At 67.3% G+C, this 17,491-nt stretch carries 16 protein-coding genes and 1 other RNA gene; 3 read left to right on the top strand and 14 right to left on the bottom strand.

Translation table 11 applies throughout. The annotated features are described in order from the left end of the window. Positions 1-195 precede the first annotated feature (195 nt). From kduD to GGR73_RS15315, 8 genes are all read right to left on the bottom strand, one after another. Positions 196-951 carry a 2-dehydro-3-deoxy-D-gluconate 5-dehydrogenase KduD gene (gene kduD / locus GGR73_RS15350; RefSeq protein WP_016901228.1) on the bottom strand — a complete coding sequence of 252 codons (756 nt, stop codon included), beginning with the start codon at positions 949-951 and terminating at the stop codon, positions 196-198. Positions 952-1,097: 146 nt separating this feature from the next. Further along, positions 1,098-1,952 (bottom strand): 5-dehydro-4-deoxy-D-glucuronate isomerase, encoded by an 855-nt coding sequence (gene kduI / locus GGR73_RS15345; RefSeq protein ID WP_102255330.1) that lies wholly within the window; start codon positions 1,950-1,952, stop codon positions 1,098-1,100. 425 nt (positions 1,953-2,377) lie between these two features. After that, positions 2,378-3,436 (bottom strand): LacI family DNA-binding transcriptional regulator, encoded by a 1,059-nt coding sequence (locus GGR73_RS15340; protein ID WP_024939515.1) that lies wholly within the window; start codon positions 3,434-3,436, stop codon positions 2,378-2,380. A gap of 141 nt (positions 3,437-3,577) precedes the next feature. After that, positions 3,578-5,161 carry a family 43 glycosylhydrolase gene (locus GGR73_RS15335; protein WP_053051811.1) on the bottom strand — a complete coding sequence of 528 codons (1,584 nt, stop codon included), beginning with the start codon at positions 5,159-5,161 and terminating at the stop codon, positions 3,578-3,580. Between the two features lie 236 nt (positions 5,162-5,397). Then, positions 5,398-6,681, bottom strand: a complete 1,284-nt coding sequence (locus GGR73_RS15330; protein WP_016901232.1) for a TRAP transporter large permease — start codon at positions 6,679-6,681, stop codon at positions 5,398-5,400. Next, entirely contained in the window at positions 6,681-7,202 is a 522-nt protein-coding gene (locus tag GGR73_RS15325; RefSeq protein WP_016901233.1) for a TRAP transporter small permease, read from the bottom strand. Before GGR73_RS15325 ends, GGR73_RS15330 begins: the two co-directional genes overlap by 1 nt. A gap of 10 nt (positions 7,203-7,212) precedes the next feature. Then, positions 7,213-8,211 (bottom strand): TRAP transporter substrate-binding protein, encoded by a 999-nt coding sequence (locus GGR73_RS15320; protein ID WP_024939517.1) that lies wholly within the window; start codon positions 8,209-8,211, stop codon positions 7,213-7,215. A gap of 37 nt (positions 8,212-8,248) precedes the next feature. Further along, on the bottom strand, positions 8,249-9,070 hold the full coding sequence (locus tag GGR73_RS15315) for a 2-keto-4-pentenoate hydratase (RefSeq protein WP_184457732.1): 822 nt from the start codon (positions 9,068-9,070) through the stop codon (positions 8,249-8,251). A gap of 140 nt (positions 9,071-9,210) precedes the next feature. Between GGR73_RS15315 and GGR73_RS15310 the strand changes: the two genes are divergently transcribed. The 3 genes from GGR73_RS15310 (at position 9,211) to GGR73_RS15300 (ending at position 12,995) form a co-directional block, all read left to right on the top strand. Further along, positions 9,211-10,278 (top strand): alpha/beta hydrolase, encoded by a 1,068-nt coding sequence (locus tag GGR73_RS15310; protein ID WP_184457730.1) that lies wholly within the window; start codon positions 9,211-9,213, stop codon positions 10,276-10,278. Next, positions 10,275-11,897 carry a carboxylesterase family protein gene (locus tag GGR73_RS15305; RefSeq protein WP_184457728.1) on the top strand — a complete coding sequence of 541 codons (1,623 nt, stop codon included), beginning with the start codon at positions 10,275-10,277 and terminating at the stop codon, positions 11,895-11,897. The genes GGR73_RS15310 and GGR73_RS15305 overlap by 4 nt, the downstream gene beginning before the upstream one ends. A 192-nt stretch (positions 11,898-12,089) precedes the next feature. Then, positions 12,090-12,995 carry a rhamnogalacturonan acetylesterase gene (locus GGR73_RS15300; protein WP_456362996.1) on the top strand — a complete coding sequence of 302 codons (906 nt, stop codon included), beginning with the start codon at positions 12,090-12,092 and terminating at the stop codon, positions 12,993-12,995. A gap of 78 nt (positions 12,996-13,073) precedes the next feature. Here the strand turns inward: GGR73_RS15300 and GGR73_RS15295 are convergent, their stop codons facing one another. The 6 genes from GGR73_RS15295 to GGR73_RS15270 form a co-directional block, all read right to left on the bottom strand. Then, on the bottom strand, positions 13,074-14,222 hold the full coding sequence (locus tag GGR73_RS15295) for an aldo/keto reductase (RefSeq protein ID WP_184457724.1): 1,149 nt from the start codon (positions 14,220-14,222) through the stop codon (positions 13,074-13,076). A gap of 251 nt (positions 14,223-14,473) precedes the next feature. Next, positions 14,474-14,546: non-coding RNA, sX9 sRNA (locus tag GGR73_RS15290), on the bottom strand. A gap of 105 nt (positions 14,547-14,651) precedes the next feature. Continuing rightward, the gene (locus tag GGR73_RS15285) at positions 14,652-15,119 is read right to left on the bottom strand and encodes a metallophosphoesterase family protein (protein ID WP_184457722.1); all 468 of its coding nucleotides are present in this window, start codon (positions 15,117-15,119) and stop codon (positions 14,652-14,654) included. Positions 15,120-15,274: 155 nt separating this feature from the next. Beyond that, positions 15,275-16,840 carry a PepSY-associated TM helix domain-containing protein gene (locus GGR73_RS15280; RefSeq protein WP_184457720.1) on the bottom strand — a complete coding sequence of 522 codons (1,566 nt, stop codon included), beginning with the start codon at positions 16,838-16,840 and terminating at the stop codon, positions 15,275-15,277. After that, positions 16,837-17,109 carry a hypothetical protein gene (locus GGR73_RS15275; RefSeq protein WP_026064062.1) on the bottom strand — a complete coding sequence of 91 codons (273 nt, stop codon included), beginning with the start codon at positions 17,107-17,109 and terminating at the stop codon, positions 16,837-16,839. The genes GGR73_RS15280 and GGR73_RS15275 overlap by 4 nt, the downstream gene beginning before the upstream one ends. Continuing rightward, positions 17,099-17,398: a hypothetical protein gene (locus GGR73_RS15270; RefSeq protein ID WP_054592004.1), complete on the bottom strand. Its 300-nt coding sequence runs from the start codon at positions 17,396-17,398 to the stop codon at positions 17,099-17,101. Before GGR73_RS15270 ends, GGR73_RS15275 begins: the two co-directional genes overlap by 11 nt. Positions 17,399-17,491 lie beyond the last annotated feature (93 nt).

Here is a 17,491-nt window from a genome sequence, read left to right as displayed (position 1 = left end):
CGACTGTGGAGTTGATTGGTGTGCGCGCCTGGATGCGGTCTTGCTTCGCTTTTCAGGTGCCTTGTCGGTGAGCGATCAGGTGCTGAAGGTCTTGTCGGAGTTGCGGCACGCGTCTGGTCATGTACGTGCCTGCCGGCCCTCATCCGCCCTGCGGGCACCTTTTCCCGGAGGAAGAAGGGACCGGGTGGGTTTGACTCAGCGTGCCAGCCAGCCGCCGTCGACCGGGATGATGGCGCCGTTGACGTAGTCCGAGGCGCTGCTGGCCAGGAACACCGCGGTGCCACCGAGGTCGGCCGGCACGCCCCAGCGCGCGGCCGGGATGCGGTCCAGGATGGCCTTGTTGCGGTCCTGGTCGGCTCGCAGCTGGGCGGTGTTGTCGGTGGCCATGTAGCCGGGCGCGATGGCATTGGTGGTCACGCCCTTGCTCGCCCATTCGTTGGCCAGCAGGCGGGTGATGCCGGCGATGCCGGACTTGCTGGCGGTGTAGGACGGCACGCGGATGCCCCCCTGGAACGACAGCATCGAGGCGATGTTGATGATCTTGCCGCTGCCCTGGGCGATGAAGTGGCGGCCGGCGGCCTGCGCCATGAAGAAGGCCGATTTCAGATTGACGTTCATCACGTCGTCCCAATCCTGCTCGCTGAAATCCACCGCGTCGGTGCGGCGGATCAGGCCGGCGTTGTTGACCAGGATGTCCAGGCGACCCAGGCCGTCCAGCGTTTCCTTGAGGATGCGCTCGACCGGTTCGACGCTGATCAGGTTGGCCTGGATGGCTACGAAGCGGCGGCCCAGTCCCTTGACCAGTTCCTCGGTCTCGGTCGGCGCCTGGATGCCGGCAGCGGCGATGTCGGCACCGGCCTGCGCCAGTGCCAGCGCGATGCCCTGGCCCAAGCCCGTGTTGGCACCGGTGACCAGTGCGACCTTGCCTTCGAGACTGAACGGATTGCTCATTACCTTATCGCTCCTGCTGGGTGTGCCACGTTGGATGAGTGCGTGCGTCCGCGCGATGCGCGGCCGCTGGCATGGGGTGGAACTGGCGCGTTGATGGCGCGAGCGCATCGACGCGGTAAGTGCGGTGCTGGCCGGCACGCATGGCCTTACTTGAGCTGGCAGATGTCCAGCACGTGCATGTCGGTGTAATCCAGGTTTTCGCCGCCCATCGCCCAGATGAAGGCGTAATTGCTGGTGCCGGCGCCCATGTGGATGGACCACGGCGGCGACACCACCGCTTCGTTGTTCTGGATCACGATGTGGCGCTGCGCGTCCGGCTCGCCCATGAAGTGATAGACGCGGTCGTTGGCGCCGAGATCGAAGTAGAAATACACCTCGCTGCGGCGGTCGTGCAGATGCGGCGGCATGGTGTTCCAGACGCTGCCCGGCTTGAGCACGGTCAGGCCCAGCAACAGCTGCGAGGACTGGCAGGTGCTCGGCACGATGTACTGGTAGATGGTGCGCTCGTTGCTGGTTTCCAGCGCGCCGCGCTCCAGCGCCACGGCATCCTTGATCGACAGTTGCTTGGTCTCGAAACGCGCATGCGCCGGTGTCGAGGCCAGATAGAACCTGGCCGGGTTGGCGGCATCGTCAGAAGCGAAGCTGACATCGGTGCTGCCCATCGCCACGTACAGGCCGTCCTTCGGCCCGAGCGTGTAGACGGTGCCGTCCACGGTCACGCTGCCGGTGCCGGCGCCGACATTGAGGATGCCCAGCTCGCGGCGCTCCAGGAACGGATGGCCGGCGGCAGACGCCGGTTCGGTCTGCCTGGGCAGTTCCAGCGTGGTGCCGAGTGGTGCTGCGCCACCGAGCACGAAGCGCTCGTAGTGGGTGTATTTGAGCGTGACCGCATCGTCGACGAACAGGCCATCGAGCAGATAGAGCTCGCGCAGGTCGTCGTTGCTGGCGCCCTTGATGGCGTCGGGATGGGTGGCGTAGTGGGTCTTGCAGTACAGGGACATGCGCGATCTCCGGTGCCAAGCGCGGGGGGATTGGCTTGCACCGGGCCATTCTACCGACTCTGGTTAACCGGTGTCATTGCGCAGTGCACGATAGCCGCATGGCGGCGTGGCAGCGTGGGAATTCCTTCTCCCCTCGGGAGAAGGTGGCGCGTAGCGCCGGATGAGGGGACGAGGCTGCGCGCGGTGTTGGATGCGGGGCTTGATTGGTCGGGTGGAGGCTTATGTGCCCTCAGCTCATGGCTGAGCTTTCTCAGATGGCTGTCTGCCGCCCCAACCCCCGCCCCGCCCCGCGCCCCGCCCCGCGCTGGCGGCGCGGGCGCTCCAAGGCACGCGCGCCCATGGCGCGCAAGCCGTGGCTTCTCGCCCCGACGGGAGAGGGGCTTTGTTGCTCGCCTGGCGTCCCCTTGCCTGGGCTTTGACCTCGCTCAATCTTCCGGCGGTTGGCAGGAGTCGCGCACGATCAGGTGCGGGCGCACGCTGGCGGTGGGCAGTTGCGGGGCGTTGTCGGGCTGGATCAGCATCGCCGCGGCGGTGCGGCCGGTGTCGCGGGTGTGGCGGCGCACCGAGGTCAGCGGCGGCCACAGGCGCGAGGCCAGCGAGCTGTCGTCGTAGCCGATCACCGACAGCTGGCGCGGGATGCTGATGCCGGCGCGCAGCGCGACCTTGTAGATACCGGCGGCCATTTCGTCGTTACCGGTGAAGATGGCGGTGGGGCGCTTCTTGCCCAGCAGCAGCTTTTCGGCCGCGGCCACGCCCGATTCGAAGGTGTAGCCGGCTTCGACGATGCGCTCGGGCGGTAGTTCGATACCGCGCCGGGTCAGCGCGTCGGCAAAGCCGGAGGTGCGCTCGATCGAGGAACGGTAGGCGCTGGGGCCGGTGACCAGGGCGATGTCGCGGTGGCCGAGCGAGAGCAGGTAATCGGCGGCCTCGGCGGCGCCGTCGCGGTCGTGGGTGATCACCGTCTGCGAGGTGGTGTCCAGCGCCACCGAGGCGATGCGGGTGTAGCGGCAGCCGATCTCGGCCAGCATGTCGGCCAGCGCCTGGTCCTCGGAGGCGCGCGGCACCAGGATCACGCCATGCAGCTTCTGCGCCTGGGCGAAGCGGCGCACGCCTTCGATGTAGCCGGGGCTGCGGCTGTCGCAGGGGTGCACCACCAGCTCGAAGCTGGAGCCGCGCAGCGCGTCCAGCGCGCCGTACTGCATGTCCACGATGTACTGCGCGGTGGGGTTGTCGTAGACCATGCCGATCAGGAACGAGCGCCGGAACGCCAGCCCGCGCGCGAGCGGGTCGGGCGCGTAGCCGACCTCGCGCATCAGCGCCTCGACCTTCTCGCGGGTGTCCTGCCGCACCAGCGGCGAGTTGTTGATGATCCGCGACACGGTCTTCTTGGACACGCCCGACATCCGCGCGATGTCGTTGATCGTGGCTACCTTGCCCTTCGGCAGGCCGGGCATTCCCTCTTCAGGCATCTTGCGGGCGGGCATAGCGGTCAACCAGTGAAGTTGATTGGATTCTACCGGCCAGACGGCCGGCAGACCTGAGCGAAGCCTGCCGCCACCCCGAACCCGCCGTGCAGGACACGCCGCAGCCGGCAGTGCCGCGGCATGCCCGGCGATGCAGAACGGTCAGTCCAGGGCGCGGTAGCGGAAGTTGCGGAACTCCACCTGGCCCTGCCCGGCGGCATACAGCGCCGGCTTCAAGGCCAGGAACTTGCCGGCCACGTTGTGGTGGTAGCCGGACACTTCCATCTGCACCGGGTACTTGGTCCAGGTGGTGCCGTCGGTGCTGCTATGGATGGTGACGATGTGGCGGTTGTTGGTGACCCGCAGCCACAAGGTGCCACCGGTCGCACTGGGGGCCAGCGTGCCGGGGCGTTCCTCGCCGTAGCGGTGCATGACGAAGTTCTCGCCATTGCTGCCCACGCCGGCATAGAGCTTGTCGCTGTAGAACAGCAGCGCCCCGCCCTGCCCGCCCGGTGCCACGGTCATCTGCACCTCGAACTGGTAGGCCTGGTCGGTGGCGATCACCGTCAGCGGCGAGGCGTTGCGCGGGGCGCTGCCCTTGCCCTGCAGGCGCAACACGCCATCGCCGACCTGCAGCCGCTTGGCCTCGTCGGCGGCCGGGTTGAAGAACGCCCACTGCGGGCCCAGCGTGCTGGCGCGGAAGTCGTCCGACAGCGCCAGCCCATGCGGCAAGGCCTGCCCGCTGGGCTTTTTCAGCGGCGTGCCCAGGTCGCCACCCTTGGCGACGAACCAGCCGTCCGGGGTCCACTCGATCGGGTCCAGCAAGGCCTGCCGGCCCAGGGTCCAGTAGCCGTGTTCGTAGCCGTGGTAGAGCATCCACCAGCGCTGGTCGGTGCCTTCCACCAGGGTGGCATGGCCGCGCGACCACCACGGCTCGTCAGCGCTCCTGGTACGGGTGATCGGGTTGTTGGGCGCGTTCTGCCAGGGGCCGTGGATCGAGCGCGAACGCGCGGTGATCACCATGTGTCCGGTCGGCGGGCCGGCGGTGCCGCCGACGGCGGTGGTCATGTAGTACCAGCCGTTGTGGCGGGTGATCTTGGGGCCTTCCTGCGCGTAGCCTTCCACGTCCCAGCTTTCCGGGTATTTCCAGCCGTCGTAGACGTGCTTGGGCGTGCCGACCACTTTCAGGCCGTCATCGGAGAGCTGCACGTAATCGCCACCGCTCAGGAACAGATAGCGCTTGCCGTCCTCGCCCACTGCGTGGCCCGGGTCGATGTACTTGCCCAGGCCGATGTCGATCGGCGCGCTCCACGGGCCCTTGATGTCGTCGGCCCAGACCACGAAGTTGCTGCGCTCGCCCTGGTCGCCACGGCGCGCCGGGAAGTAGATGTAATAGCGCTTGCCGTGCTTGATCAGGTCCGGCGCCCAGATCGCGCCGACGTTCTGGGTGATGGCATGGCCCAGCGGCTGCCAGTTGACCAGATCGCGCGAATGCCAGATCGGTAGGCCCGGGTAGGCATCGAACGAGGACAGCGTGAGGTAGTAGTCCTGCCCGTCCTTGAGTACCGACGGGTCGGGGTGATCGCCGGCCAGCACCGGGTTGAGGAAGGTGCCGTCGCCCTGGTCGGCGATGCGCTGGTGCTCGATGCCGCGCTTCCAGTCGGCCGCGGCAGCGAGCCCGGCACACAGCAGCAGGCCGCCGGCCAGCAGCCAACGCAAACGGGTTGAAGCGATACGCACACGCATGCTTGCTCCTAGTCCCCGCTCGGCGGGGCGATACGACGGCCAGCGCCTGGAGCGTCGGCCGCCTGGATGAGGGCGGAACTACCTGCCAGCAGCAACGCCGGGCAGCGCGCCGGTAACGTCGCCAGGCGTTTGTCGGGCGAGGCGCGGCGCGCGGACATCGCATCGCACGCGCCGTGCAGGCCGCTGCCACGCATCGACCACGCCCACCTGACGGACGCAGTCGGGATCGCGGGCACTTACGCGCGCAGCGCGCGTGGCAACCACAGCGACAGTTCGGGGAAGAACGCCACGATCAGCAGCACGCCCAGGGCCGCCAGCCAGAACGGCCAGATGGTGCGCATGCTCTGGGCGATGGTGATCTGCCCGATCGAGGTGCCGATGAACAGCACCGAGCCGATCGGCGGGGTGATCAGGCCGATGCCGCCGGCCAGCACCATCACCAGACCGAAATGGATCGGGTCGATGCCGTAGGCCTTGACCACCGGCAGGAAGATCGGCGTGCAGATCAGGATCTTCGGCGCCAGGTCCATGAACATGCCCAGCAGCAACAGCATCACCACGATCATCAGCAGCACCGTGTTCTTGCTGTCGGCGATGGCCTGCAGGAACTTCACCGCCGCCGCCGGCACCTGCAGGTAGGCCAGCAACCAGCCGAACACCGCCGCGGTGGCGATCACGAACAGGATCACGCCGGTGGTGCGCGCCGCGTGCGTCACCGCGGCGAAGAACTCGGCCCACCGCAGCTGCCGATACAGCAGCGCGGTGACGATCAAGGCGTACACCACCGCGATCGCCGCGCTCTCCACCGCGGTGAAAATGCCGGCACGGATACCGATGAAGATCAACGCCACCAGGCCCAGGCCCGGCAACGCGCCGATCAGGCGCAGCGCCACTGCGCGCCAGCCGGGGAACGGCTCGGTGCCGTAGCCGCGATGACGCGCCACCGCATAGCCGGTGACCATCATCGCCGCGGTCATCAACAGCGCCGGGAAGATACCGGCCGCGAACAGGTCGGCGATCGACAGCCCGCCACCGGCCGCGGCCGAGAACAGGATCAGGTTGTGCGAGGGCGGCACCAGCAACGCCACCAGCGCGGCGGTCATGCTCACGTTGACCGCGTAGTCGCGGTCGTAACCGCGCTTGATCATCTGCGGGATCATGGTGCCGCCGACCGCCGAAACGTCGGCGATCGCCGAACCGGATACGCCGCCGAAGAACAGCGACGACAGCACGCTGACCTGGCCCAGGCCGCCACGCACGCGCCCCACCAGCGAGGAGGCCAGCGCGATCAGGCGTTCGGAGATACCGCCGCGCAGCATCAGCTCGCCGGCGAAGATAAACAACGGGATGGCGATCAACGAGGCCGAGCCGCTGCCGGCGGAAATCTGCTGCACCAGCACCACCGTGGGCAGGTCCAGATACAGCAGCGTGGCCAGTGCGGCCGCGCCCAGCGCATACGCCACCGGCACGCCGATCAGCAGCAGCACCACGAAGGTTCCCAACAACATCGCAATGCCCATCAGCGCACTCCTCCGGCCTGGATCGGGCGTAGCACACGCCACAGCTTGTACAAGGCAAAGATCACCATCAGCGCACCGCCGATCGACAGCGGCAGGTAGTTGATGCTCTGCGGCATCTGCGCGCCGGCCATCTTGATATCCAGGCCATCGAGCAGCAGCGCCGCGCTCCACCACGCCAGCACCGCACCGATGGACATGATCATCAACGGGCGGATCAGGTCGAACACCCTGCGCACCAGCGGCGGCACGTGTTCGCCCAGCAGGTAGAAGCCGAAGTGGCGGTTGGTATGCACGCCGGCGGCCGCGCCCAGGCTCAGGGCGGTGCTGAGCAACAGCAGCGTCACCGGCTCGGTCCAGCTGGGCGAGTCGTTGAGCACGTAGCGGGTGAACACCTGCCAGCCCTGCACGACCACCAGGCCCAGCAGCGCGATGGATGCCACGCCAACGGCGGTATCGGAAACGCGGTCCAGCGCGCGCTGCAACGGCGCGACCGGGACGGCGACGGTCTCGGGTTCGGTCATCGGGTCACCTCTATGCAAAATCGCGGATGCGGCGGTACAGCGCTTCGATCTCCGGCTGCTTGCGGTATTCGGCCAGCAGCGGTGCGGCGGCGGCGCGGAACGCCGGCATGTCGACCTGATTGAGCTTGACGCCGTAATCGATCACCTGCTTGCGCGCCACGGTCTCCGAGGCATCCCACAGATTGCGCATCACCGGTACCGAGGCGCGTGCCAGTTCCACCACCAGAGCGCGATCGTCCGGACGCAGCGATTCGAAACTCTGCCGCGACATCACCAGGATGTCCGGCGCATAGGAATGCTCGCTCTGCGACCAGTAATGCGCGGCTTCGAAATGCCGGCTGGACTGGAAGCTGCGCATGTTGTTTTCCGCACCGTCGATCATGTGCGTTTCCATCGCCGAGAACGTCTCGCCCAGCGACATCGGGGTGGGATTGGCACCCAGCATGCGCATCAGCTTGAGGAAGATGTCCGACGAGGCCACGCGCAGTTTCAGGCCCTTGAGATCTTCCGGGCGATGCAGCGGGTGCTTGGTGTTGTAGAAGCAACGCGCACCGGAATCGTAGATCGCCAGGCCCACCAGGTCGCGCTGCTCGAAGCTGCGCAGCACGCTGTCGCCGACATGGCCGTCGATGGCGCGGCGCAGATGCGGCACCGAGTCGAACACGTACGGCAGGCACAGCGCCTGGGTCAGCGGAAAGGTGTTGTTCAACGCGCCCGAATACACCCGGGTGATGTCGATGGCGCCAAAGCGCGCCATGTCGATCGCCTCGGATTCGCGGCCCAGCTGGCCGGAGTGGTACTGGCGCAGCTTGAGCCGGCCGTTGCTGCGTTGCTCCAGCTGCTTGCCGAACCACCGCACCGCCTCCACGGTGGGGTAGTCGCCGACATGCACGTCGGTGGCGGTCAGCAACTGCCCGCCGGGAATCGGCGTGGTGGCACCCGCGCCCAGCCAGGGGCCGGCCGCGGCGGCACCGAGCCCGGCACCGAGGAAATGTCTGCGTGTGATCATTGGCGCCCTCCCAAGCGTCTGGTCACTGGGTCCGGCGTTACTTGGCGGACACAGCCGTACAGGAAATGTCGCCGATGCCGGCGAAGCGAATCAGGGCATGCTGTCCCACTTCGATGTCATGGATACCGGTGGCATTGCCCGTGGCGATGAGATCACCGCGCTTGAGCGGACGCCCGCGCAGGGCCGAACGACTGAGCGCAAATGCGTAGGCCGCGCGCAAGCCGCCCGGCAGCGTGGTGGCCCCGCCGGTGCCGACCAGCTGGTCGTCAATCAGGGTTTCGGCGGTCAGCGCAGATTCGTCGCGCGCCAGCCAATCGGTCACTTCCGGGCCCAGGATCAGGCCGTTGTTGTTGCCGAAGTCGGAGATCACCACGCGCGGGCCCAGCTTGTTGATGGTCGCCAGCGGGCTGCTGGCGATTTCCACGCCGATGAACAGCGTGGCCGGCAGCTGCGCCGCCTGGTCAGGAGTGAAGTGGGTCTGCTCGGCCGGCGCGTCCGCGTCCAGGCGCAGCACGTACTCGGCCTCCACCGCACCGAAGCCGCCTTCGTAGATCTGGAATTCGGTTGTTCCACCGGTAGCATTCCAGAGCTTGTGCGAGAAGATCGGGCCCAGCAGGCGCTCGTCGCCCGATGCGTCGCGGCGCTCGGCGGCGATGTAGCCCACCTTCCAGCCGACCACCTGGTCGTCCCACTGGCTGATGGCGATATCCTGCACCTGGTAGGCGGTGAGCAGATCGTCGGGGATCTGCCCTGGAAAGTCCGGCAGCGATGCCCCTGCACGGCGTGCCTCCACAAAGCGCTGGGCGATCTGCGACAGCGAGGATGTGGAGGATGGTGGGGTGGCGGCGTCATTGCTCAAGGGTGTCTCCCTGATAGGTGTTTTTGTTGCACTGCCAATCGACAGTGGCACGGTGTGCTGTATATGGTAAACCGGTGTCATTGGCAATGTGCAGTGCGGCAAAACTGGCCGCAGCAACGAAGCAACCCTGGGAGGGGTGGATGGAACAGACAAGCCAGACGCGTGTGTTTGCCGCGTTTTCGAGCGTCATGCGCCGGTGCATGACGGTGGTGATGGTGGGAGCGCTGCTGGCCGGGCCAGTGCTGGCGGCCGAGGTGCCCGGCGCCGATACCGCAGCCGAGCAGGCCAGCCGGATCCTGCTATGGCCCAACGGGATGGCACCGGGGGACAAGCCGCTGACGCAGCCACAGCGCATCGTCCAACGCAGCAGCGACCCGGCCCTGCCCGATCGCTACATCCAGCAGATCAGCACGCCGTACCTGGTGGTCTACCGGCCCAAGCGGCCGAACGGCACCGCCCTGCTGGTCACCCCCGGCGGCGGCTACCAGCGCATCGTGCTCGACAACGAAGGCAGCGCACTGGTGCCCAGCTTCGTCGACCAGGCCGGCATTACCCTGTTCGTGCTGCGTTACCGCTTGCCCGGCGAAGGCCACCCGAACGGCGCCGACGTGCCGCTGGCCGATGCACAGCGCGCGTTGCGGCTGATCCGCGCCAACGCTGCCCGCTACGGCATCGACCCCCAGCGGGTCGGGGTGATGGGGTTCTCGGCCGGCGGCCATGTCGCCGCCAGCCTGGCCACCCGCTACGCCGCGCAGGTCTACCCCAAGGTGGATGCGGCCGATGCACTGAGCGCGCGGCCGGATTTTGCGCTGCTGATCTACCCGGTCATCGACATGGACAGCGCCAACGCGCACCCGGGCTCGCGCGAGCGCCTGCTCGGCAGCAGTCCAGCCGATGCGCAGGTGCGTGCGTATTCGCCACAACTGCATGTGGATGCGCATACCCCGCCCAGCTTTCTGCTGCATGCGCAGGACGACACCGTGGTGTCGGTGCGCAACAGCCTGCTGATGCACGACGCGCTGCTGCGCGCCGGCGTGCCGAGCGAGCTGCACGTCTTCCCGCAGGGCGGCCATGGCTTCGGCACCGCCAGCGGCAGCGGCCTGACCGTGGCCGCATGGCCGCAGCTGGCGCAGGCCTGGATCGCGCATGTCACCAAGGCACAGCCGCCGGCAGCTGCATCGGGACCGGCGCAGGACGTGGCGCGATGACAGCGCCGTCCACGCCCGACGCGCGCCGACGCACGCTGCTGCGTGGCGGCCTGCTCGCCACTGCCGCCGCAGCGTTCCCCGGCTTTGCTGGCGCCGCCGCACCCCCACCGCCGCGCGAGGCCAGCGCGCCGCTGGCACGCGTGCGTGGCGGCGCCTTGCGCGGTCATCGCGACCAGGGCATCTGCGTGTTCAAGGGCATCCCGTACGGCGGCGACACCGCCGCGCGGCGCTTCCAGGCAGCCGTGCCGGAAAATCCATGGCAGGACGTGCGCGATGCCAGCGCCTACGCGGCGGCTGCGCCGCAGCTCAAGGCCAGCGAACCCACCAGCGAGGACTGCCTGTTCCTCAACGTATGGACGCCGGGCCTGCGCGATGGCGGCAAGCGCCCGATCCTGTTCTATATCCACGGCGGCGGCTACACCACCGGCTCCGGCAGCGACCCGTTGTACGACGGCGTGCGCCTGTGCAAACGCGGCGATGTGGTGGTGATCACCGTCAATCACCGGCTCAACCTGTTCGGCTACCTGTCGCTGGCGCAGCTGGGCGATGCCGGCTTTGCCGACTCCGGCAATGCCGGGCAGCTGGACCTGATCCAGGCACTGCAGTGGGTGCGCCAGCACGCGGGCGAATTCGGCGGCGATGCCGGCAATGTCACCGTGTTCGGCCAGTCCGGCGGCGGCGCCAAGATCGCCACCCTGATGGCGATGCCGGCCGCGCGCGGCCTGTTCCACCGCGCCTGGACCATGAGCGGGCAGCAGGTCACCGTGGCCGGCCCGCGTGCGGCCACGCAGCGTGCGCAGTTGCTGCTGGATGCCTTGAAACTCGCGCCCGGCGAGCTTGCTCGCATCCGCACGCTGCCGGTTGCGCAGCTGCTGGCTGCCGCGCAGCTGCGCGACCCCTCGCGGGTGGAAAACAGCGCGCTGTACTTCGGCCCGGTGCTGGATGCACGCAATGTGCCGGTGCATCCGTTCTGGCCGACTGCGCCACTGCAATCGGCCAGGATTCCGCTGGTGATCGGCAATACCCGCGACGAGACGCGCGCGTTTCTCGGCAACGACCCGAAGAACTTTGCGTTGAGCTGGGACGAGCTGCCGGCCAGGCTGGAAAGCCAGCAGTACGTCGACCTGCTGCCGCAGGTGGTGATTGCCGAATATCGCCGGCTGTATCCGCAGTACTCGCCATCGGACGTGTTCTTTGCCGCGACCACGGCGGGCCGCTCGTGGCGCGGCGCGGTCGAGGAGGCCGAGGCGCGCGCGCGCCAGGGTGCGCCGACCTGGGTGTATCAGCTGGACTGGGGCTCGCCGCTGGACGGCGGCAAGTTCGGCGCCTTCCACACGCTGGACATCCCGCTGGTGTTCGACACCATTGCGCAGCCTGGCTCGCGCACCGGCGACGGCGCCGCTGCGCAGCGCATGGCCGAGCAGATGAGCGAGGCGCTGCTCGCCTTCGCACGCCATGGCGACCCGAATCATCGCGGCCTGCCACGCTGGCGCCAGTACTCGCTGCAGCACCGCGACACGTTGTTGTTCGATGTGCCGAGCCGGATGGACAACGACCCGCGCGGTGGCGAACGGCAGCTCTACCAGCAGGCGCCCTTCATCCAGCGCGGTACGTTCTGAGCGCTTTCGTTCCGGCGAGGCGATCAGCACGTGGTGTCCAGCCGCCACACGGGTACGAACGTTCCAGACCGGCAGGTCTGCGCAGGACACGCCAATTCCGCAGCGCTGGCCGCCCCCTATTCCGGCGAGCGCGCAGCCGTGGTTCAGTGGTTTTCGAGGTGATGCATGCGTAAGTATTTCTTTATTGCACCGATGCTGCTGACAGCGCTGGCCGCTGCCTGCCTGACGTGTGCCGATGCGGCCGCTTCCGCGCAGGTCGGTACGCCGCGCGCATCCAAGGCATCGGCCCCCACCGCCGCTGCGCCTGCGCTTGCGGCCAGCAAGATCGTGCTGGTCGGCGACTCCACTACCGCCGTGCAGGGCGGCTGGGGACCGAGCTTTTGCGCACAGCATGTGACCTCATTTCTGAGCTGCCTCAATCTGGCGCGCGGCGGCCGCAGCACGTCCAACTACCGCGCCGAAGGTTCGTGGGACATCGCGCTGCACGAACTGCGCAGTGGCGGGTATCGCCAGGTGTATGTGCTGATCCAGTTCGGCCACAACGATCAACCGGGCAAGCCGGGGCGTTCCACCGACCTGGCGACCGAGTTCCCCGCCAACCTGCGCCGCTATGTAGACGAAGCGCGTGCTGCCGGTGCGATTCCGGTGCTGGTCACGCCATTGACGCGGCGGCAGTTCGCGCGCGGTCAGTTGCTGGACGATCTGGCGCCCTGGGCCGAGGCCACGCGCACGCTCGCGCAGGAATTGCAGGTGCCGTTGATCGACCTGCATGCGCGCAGCCGCGCCCTGGTGCAAGGCATGGGCCCGGTGCTGGCAATGCGCCTGGCGCAGCGGCCGGCCGATCCGGAGCAGGTGCTAGCCGCGCAATCGGGCACCACCATCGGCAAGACCCCGGCGCAGACCACATCGACGCCCGCCACGCCTGCTGTCGCCACTGCGCGTGCACAGGACAACGCCAGTGCCGAGCCGATGGGCCAGGCCAAGCTGGCATTCGATTACACCCATCTGGGTGTCGAGGGTGCCGATCTGTTCGCGTCGATTGTCGCCGACGAACTGGCCAGGCAAGTGCCTGCGTTGCGGCCGCTGTTGATTCCGTGATGGGTGAGGTGATGCCTGGGGCGTGACGTTGTGCATCGCAAGCGCAGGCGTTTGCGATGCACCCACCACGCGTGAGCCTCAGCCCACAACAGGCACCGGTGCATCCGCTTCGATCACCTGCTCGCGCTTGAGCTCTTCCCATACCGCTGCCGGAATCGCCACGCGCATCGAGGCCGCATTCGCAAGCGCCTGCTCGGCCGTGCGCGCACCCGGAATCACCGCGGACACCACCTTCGGCGCGGCGGCAAACTGCAGCGACACTGTGCGCAGATCCACGCCGTGGCGCTCGCAGATGGCGAGTGCTTTCTGGCGCTTGGTCGGCGCCCATTCCGGCACGGTGCCGTCGTAGAGATAACGCTCGCGCCCGGCCAGATAGCCCGCCAGCAGCGGCGCACCGACCACTACCGACGCGCCATGCTTTGCGATCTTCGGGAAGGTGTCGTGCAGCGCCTGCGCGTGGTCGAGCAGCGAGTACTGGCAGGCCAGCAGGAAGATATCCGGATCGGCCTCCTCGATCGCACGCAGGGCCGGCTCAGGGCGATTGACGCCAAAGCCCCACGCCTTGATCAGGCCCTCCTTGCGCATCTTGGTCAGCTCGGGCATCGCCCCTTTCACCGCTTCGGCAAAACGCTGCTCCCACGGCATGCCCAGGTCTTTCTCGTTCTCCGGCGACAGATCGTGGATGTAGGCGATATCGATCTGCGACACGCCCAACCGCTGCAGGCTGTCTTCGATCGAGCGACGCACGCCGGAGGCGCTGTAGTCGTAGCGATAATCGAAGGGCGACGGCTGCTGCCACATCGTCTTCGGCGGTTTGTCGGTGGCGGTGAGCAGGCGCCCGACCTTGGTCGACAACACATAATCGTCTGCGGTGTGATTGTGCAGATGGTGACCGGTACGGCGCTCGGACAGGCCCAGGCCGTACCACGGTGAGGTATCGAAATACCGCACGCCCGACTCCCACGCCGCAGCCAGGGTCGCTTCGCTTTGCGCATCGCTGGTGGGTGCAAAGCCATTGCCGATCGCCACGCCACCAAAGCCCAGTCGACTCGAGGGCCGATAGCGTGCGCCCTTGCTTGCGGGATTGGTCGGCAATGCGGATGCGGCGGCCTTGCCGCGCGTGGGCATCACGCTGCCCGGTGCGGAAGTCTGTGCCAACAACGGGGCGGCGGCCAATGCCGCGGTGCCGGCAGCGGCGGCGGAAAGGAACTGGCGACGGGTATTCATGGGGGAAATCCTTGCGGCGACTCGATGCACAAGGATGGTCCCGCCTGCGTGCAGACAAGGTCAGCGCAGGGACCACAGGCCTACACATGCAGGCAACGAACGACTCATGTGCGACTCCACAAGCAGGCACGTCAGCACAGGTTAGTAGCGGTCGCTGCTGCTGGTCATCGCATGCACCGCATGCTCAGTGCATGCGGCGGTGGCCTGCATGCCCGGCCGATGCATTTCAGCGCACGGCATTGTCTAAAAGCGGCCAACAAAACGTAGCGATCTTCAGGTGGGTGCGGACGGCGCGCTCAGAAGCGCAGTGCACGCGTGGCACATGCCGATTCCGAGCAGCGACCGCGCACGCATGACGGCTGTGCAGTCGTTTTTTGCTGGCCGCTCCAGATCCCTGCACACGTCTCTGTTGCACGGATCCAACTTCCGTCAGCGTATTTCCAGCAGCTGCAGCTGCGCACGCGGCGGGCCATCGCCCAGCCACAGCGTGCCCACACTGATCGGCAAGCTGAAGCGACGCGGACCGGCGCTGCCCGGATTGATGTACAGCACACCGTCGTGCGTGTGTATCGACGGCTTGTGCGAATGCCCGCTGATGATCACATCGGCAGCAACATCCGCTGCCAGCGTTTTCAGATCGTGCAACACATGGATGCGCACGCCTGCGATCAGCAGATCCAGCGTTTGCGGAAGCTGCGCTGCCCATGGCTTGTTGTCGATATTGCCGGCGATCGCATGCAACGGTGCCAGCGCCTGCAGCGCGGCGAGGATCTCCGGCTTGCCCACATCGCCGGCATGGATGATCGCCGCGCAGCCCTGCAACGCAGCCACGGCCTCGGGCCGCAGCACGCCGTGCGTGTCGGAGATCAGGCCAATGCGTAAGACGGCAGCCGTCATCGGGTGTGGGTGAAGGTGGCGGGCGATCAGGATGCACTGCCCGGCGATGCCGTCGCGTCAACGGGCCAGGTTGTCGGGCCAGCCGCATGGTCAGCGACAAGTGCTCCGCCGCAGCTGATGCCCGGCACACCGTAGCGTGCCAGGCATCAATCACGTCAGTGCGTCGACTCAGCGCGCTGCGCGCGCTTCCACGCCCAGACGCTGTTGGGATCGCCCTGCAGCCCGCGCCGCCTGCTCGCACGCGCCAATTGCCAGTACGCCCATGCCAACACCAGGGAGATCAGGTCCACGACCAGCACCGTTGCGTCCTGCCACGGCAGCACCATGCCACGCGCGGAAACACAGCTGGCCAGCGGAATCAGCGCCGTGAGGACAGCACAGGCCAGCAACGCCTCGTACGCACCACGTGCGGTGGGGCGGATCAGCGCCCACACCAGCACGGCCGCAAAGACCGCGTAATAGACATAACGCTCCTGTCCTTGCGCAAGCAGGCGTGCGGCGATGAACAAGGCCGAGATACCGGCGACGCTGCCCAGGCAAACGCCGATGGTCAGGCGTGCCATCGCGTGGGTGCGGCGCGGTTGATTCACCAGCCGACGCTTGCGGCGTGTTTCGATCCACAACAGGTTGCCGCTGTAGAACAGGAACGCACCACCCAACCCGAGCAGGAAATACAGCCACTGCACCGGCGCATGCCCGAAATTGCCGAAGTGCAGCCCTTGCAGCCCGCGCAATGCAGCGGTGCCTGGCGACATCGTCCTTGGTTCGAGCACGCGCAGGACCTGGCCGGTTGCCGCATCCAATGCCACGCCACCGAGTGTGTTGAGGCGGCGCTGATCGTTGTGGCCATACACTTCCGCGCGTGCATTGGCATCGCCTGCATCATGGAACCCGATGCTCTCCGGTACCAAGCCCGGGCTGGCTGCGCGCGCCTTGTCCAGCAGCACTGCAACCGGCAACACCGGTGCCGCACGCCTGGCTGCTTGCACATGCGGGGTGAGTTCGAACTCCGGTGCCAGGATCTGCATCAATTTGCCGTCGAACACCAGGAACTGGAACGGCGCCAGCAACAGCACGCCCAGGCACAACACCGCGCCGGACCAGGCAAAGATCACATGGAACGGCAGCGACAACATGCCGACCACATTGTGCGCGTCCTGCCACAGGCGCTTGAGGTTATGCCCCGGCCGCAACGCGAACAGGTCCTTGAAGAACACCGGCGCGTACAACACCACCCCGCTGAGCAATGCCAGCCCGTACAGCACGCTCACCACACCGAACAGATAGGTGCCGAACACGCGTGGCAGACCGGCGGTGAAGTGCAGGTCGTAGAGGAAGTCGGCAAAGCCCACGCGCTGCGGCAATTCCAGCAGGCGGCCATCGGCGGCCTGTTGATACTGCCGCATGCCGCCACTGGCCTCGGCCTGGGGCCCATACCAGTACAGCCGCGGAGTCGGCCCGTGCTCGCCGGGCAGCAACACCAGGAAGGAGTCGGCCACCTGCGGATGCCGGGCGATCACCGTATCCAGCAAGGTCTGCGCGGCGGCGACAGGATCTGCCGGCGCACGCTGTGTGACAGGCGGCGTGGCCTGCCAGCCGCTCAATTCATGAGTGAACACGGTGATGGCGCCGGCGTAGAAGGCGATGAACAAGGCCATGCCCGCCAACAGACCCATCCAGCTGTGGACCGACAGAAACGCGCGCAAGGTCGATGCTTTCATGCGCCCAACTCCGTCCAGCCCAATGCCTTGATGCCTGCAAGCGCGAGGTAGCACAGCAGCGTCAGCCCGCCGAGCACGGCCCAGGCGCGCGATGCGCGACGGAACACGAACGGCAGCGCCATCGCACCCACCCAGGCCGGAAACATCAGCAGCAGCCATGCCAGCGTGTAACTCTGCTGCGGCCCCGGCAGCAACAGGGCGCACAGGCCGACCACGCCGACCGCCAGCGGCAGGCCCAGCACCACTGCGGCCAGCCACCTAGCCCACATGGCGCACCTGCCTGCGTTGCGTGCGCGCCTGCCGCCAGGCATCCAGATAGGGCAGCGCCACCGCCACCAGCATCAGCGCCGTCACTGCGGCGAAGATGCCGGCCCAGGTGCCCAAGGCCTGCATGGCGCAGCCCAGCGATAGCAGCAGTAATGCGCTGGCGCCGATGCGTAGCGCGCGTGCGGACAGCCGGCGCTGCGGCCACAGGCGTTGATGCCGTGTTGCCAGATAGAACGCCAGCGCCGACGCCGCAGCGCCGAGCAGATAACACCAGGTCATCAAACCGCTCATGCCTGCGCCTGCGCCGAAGCGGAGAACGGCAACACACCGAGCTGCGCTGGCCACATGCCGCCACATTGCGCGCCGACACACGGAGAACGTGCA

It is taken from the genome of Xanthomonas sp. F14, from assembly GCF_014199865.1.
Note: the sequence above shows the minus strand (reverse complement) of the source record. Positions and strands in the feature narration are given on the sequence as shown.

Excerpts from the sequence above, each read along its gene's own strand:
- GGR73_RS15275 (WP_026064062.1), bottom strand. The coding sequence starts at position 17,109 with ATGTGGGCTAGGTGGCTGGCCGCAGTGGTGCTGGGCCTGCCGCTGGCG.
- GGR73_RS15280 (WP_184457720.1), bottom strand. The coding sequence starts at position 16,840 with ATGAAAGCATCGACCTTGCGCGCGTTTCTGTCGGTCCACAGCTGGATG.
- GGR73_RS15305 (WP_184457728.1), top strand. The coding sequence starts at position 10,275 with ATGACAGCGCCGTCCACGCCCGACGCGCGCCGACGCACGCTGCTGCGT.
- kduI (WP_102255330.1), bottom strand. The coding sequence starts at position 1,952 with ATGTCCCTGTACTGCAAGACCCACTACGCCACCCATCCCGACGCCATC.
- GGR73_RS15270 (WP_054592004.1), bottom strand. The coding sequence starts at position 17,398 with ATGAGCGGTTTGATGACCTGGTGTTATCTGCTCGGCGCTGCGGCGTCG.
- GGR73_RS15320 (WP_024939517.1), bottom strand. The coding sequence starts at position 8,211 with ATGATCACACGCAGACATTTCCTCGGTGCCGGGCTCGGTGCCGCCGCG.
- GGR73_RS15300 (WP_456362996.1), top strand. The coding sequence starts at position 12,090 with ATGCTGCTGACAGCGCTGGCCGCTGCCTGCCTGACGTGTGCCGATGCG.
- GGR73_RS15340 (WP_024939515.1), bottom strand. The coding sequence starts at position 3,436 with ATGCCCGCCCGCAAGATGCCTGAAGAGGGAATGCCCGGCCTGCCGAAG.
- kduD (WP_016901228.1), bottom strand. The coding sequence starts at position 951 with ATGAGCAATCCGTTCAGTCTCGAAGGCAAGGTCGCACTGGTCACCGGT.
- GGR73_RS15295 (WP_184457724.1), bottom strand. The coding sequence starts at position 14,222 with ATGAATACCCGTCGCCAGTTCCTTTCCGCCGCCGCTGCCGGCACCGCG.
- GGR73_RS15335 (WP_053051811.1), bottom strand. The coding sequence starts at position 5,161 with ATGCGTGTGCGTATCGCTTCAACCCGTTTGCGTTGGCTGCTGGCCGGC.
- GGR73_RS15330 (WP_016901232.1), bottom strand. The coding sequence starts at position 6,681 with ATGGGCATTGCGATGTTGTTGGGAACCTTCGTGGTGCTGCTGCTGATC.
- GGR73_RS15285 (WP_184457722.1), bottom strand. The coding sequence starts at position 15,119 with ATGACGGCTGCCGTCTTACGCATTGGCCTGATCTCCGACACGCACGGC.
- GGR73_RS15310 (WP_184457730.1), top strand. The coding sequence starts at position 9,211 with ATGGAACAGACAAGCCAGACGCGTGTGTTTGCCGCGTTTTCGAGCGTC.
- GGR73_RS15325 (WP_016901233.1), bottom strand. The coding sequence starts at position 7,202 with ATGACCGAACCCGAGACCGTCGCCGTCCCGGTCGCGCCGTTGCAGCGC.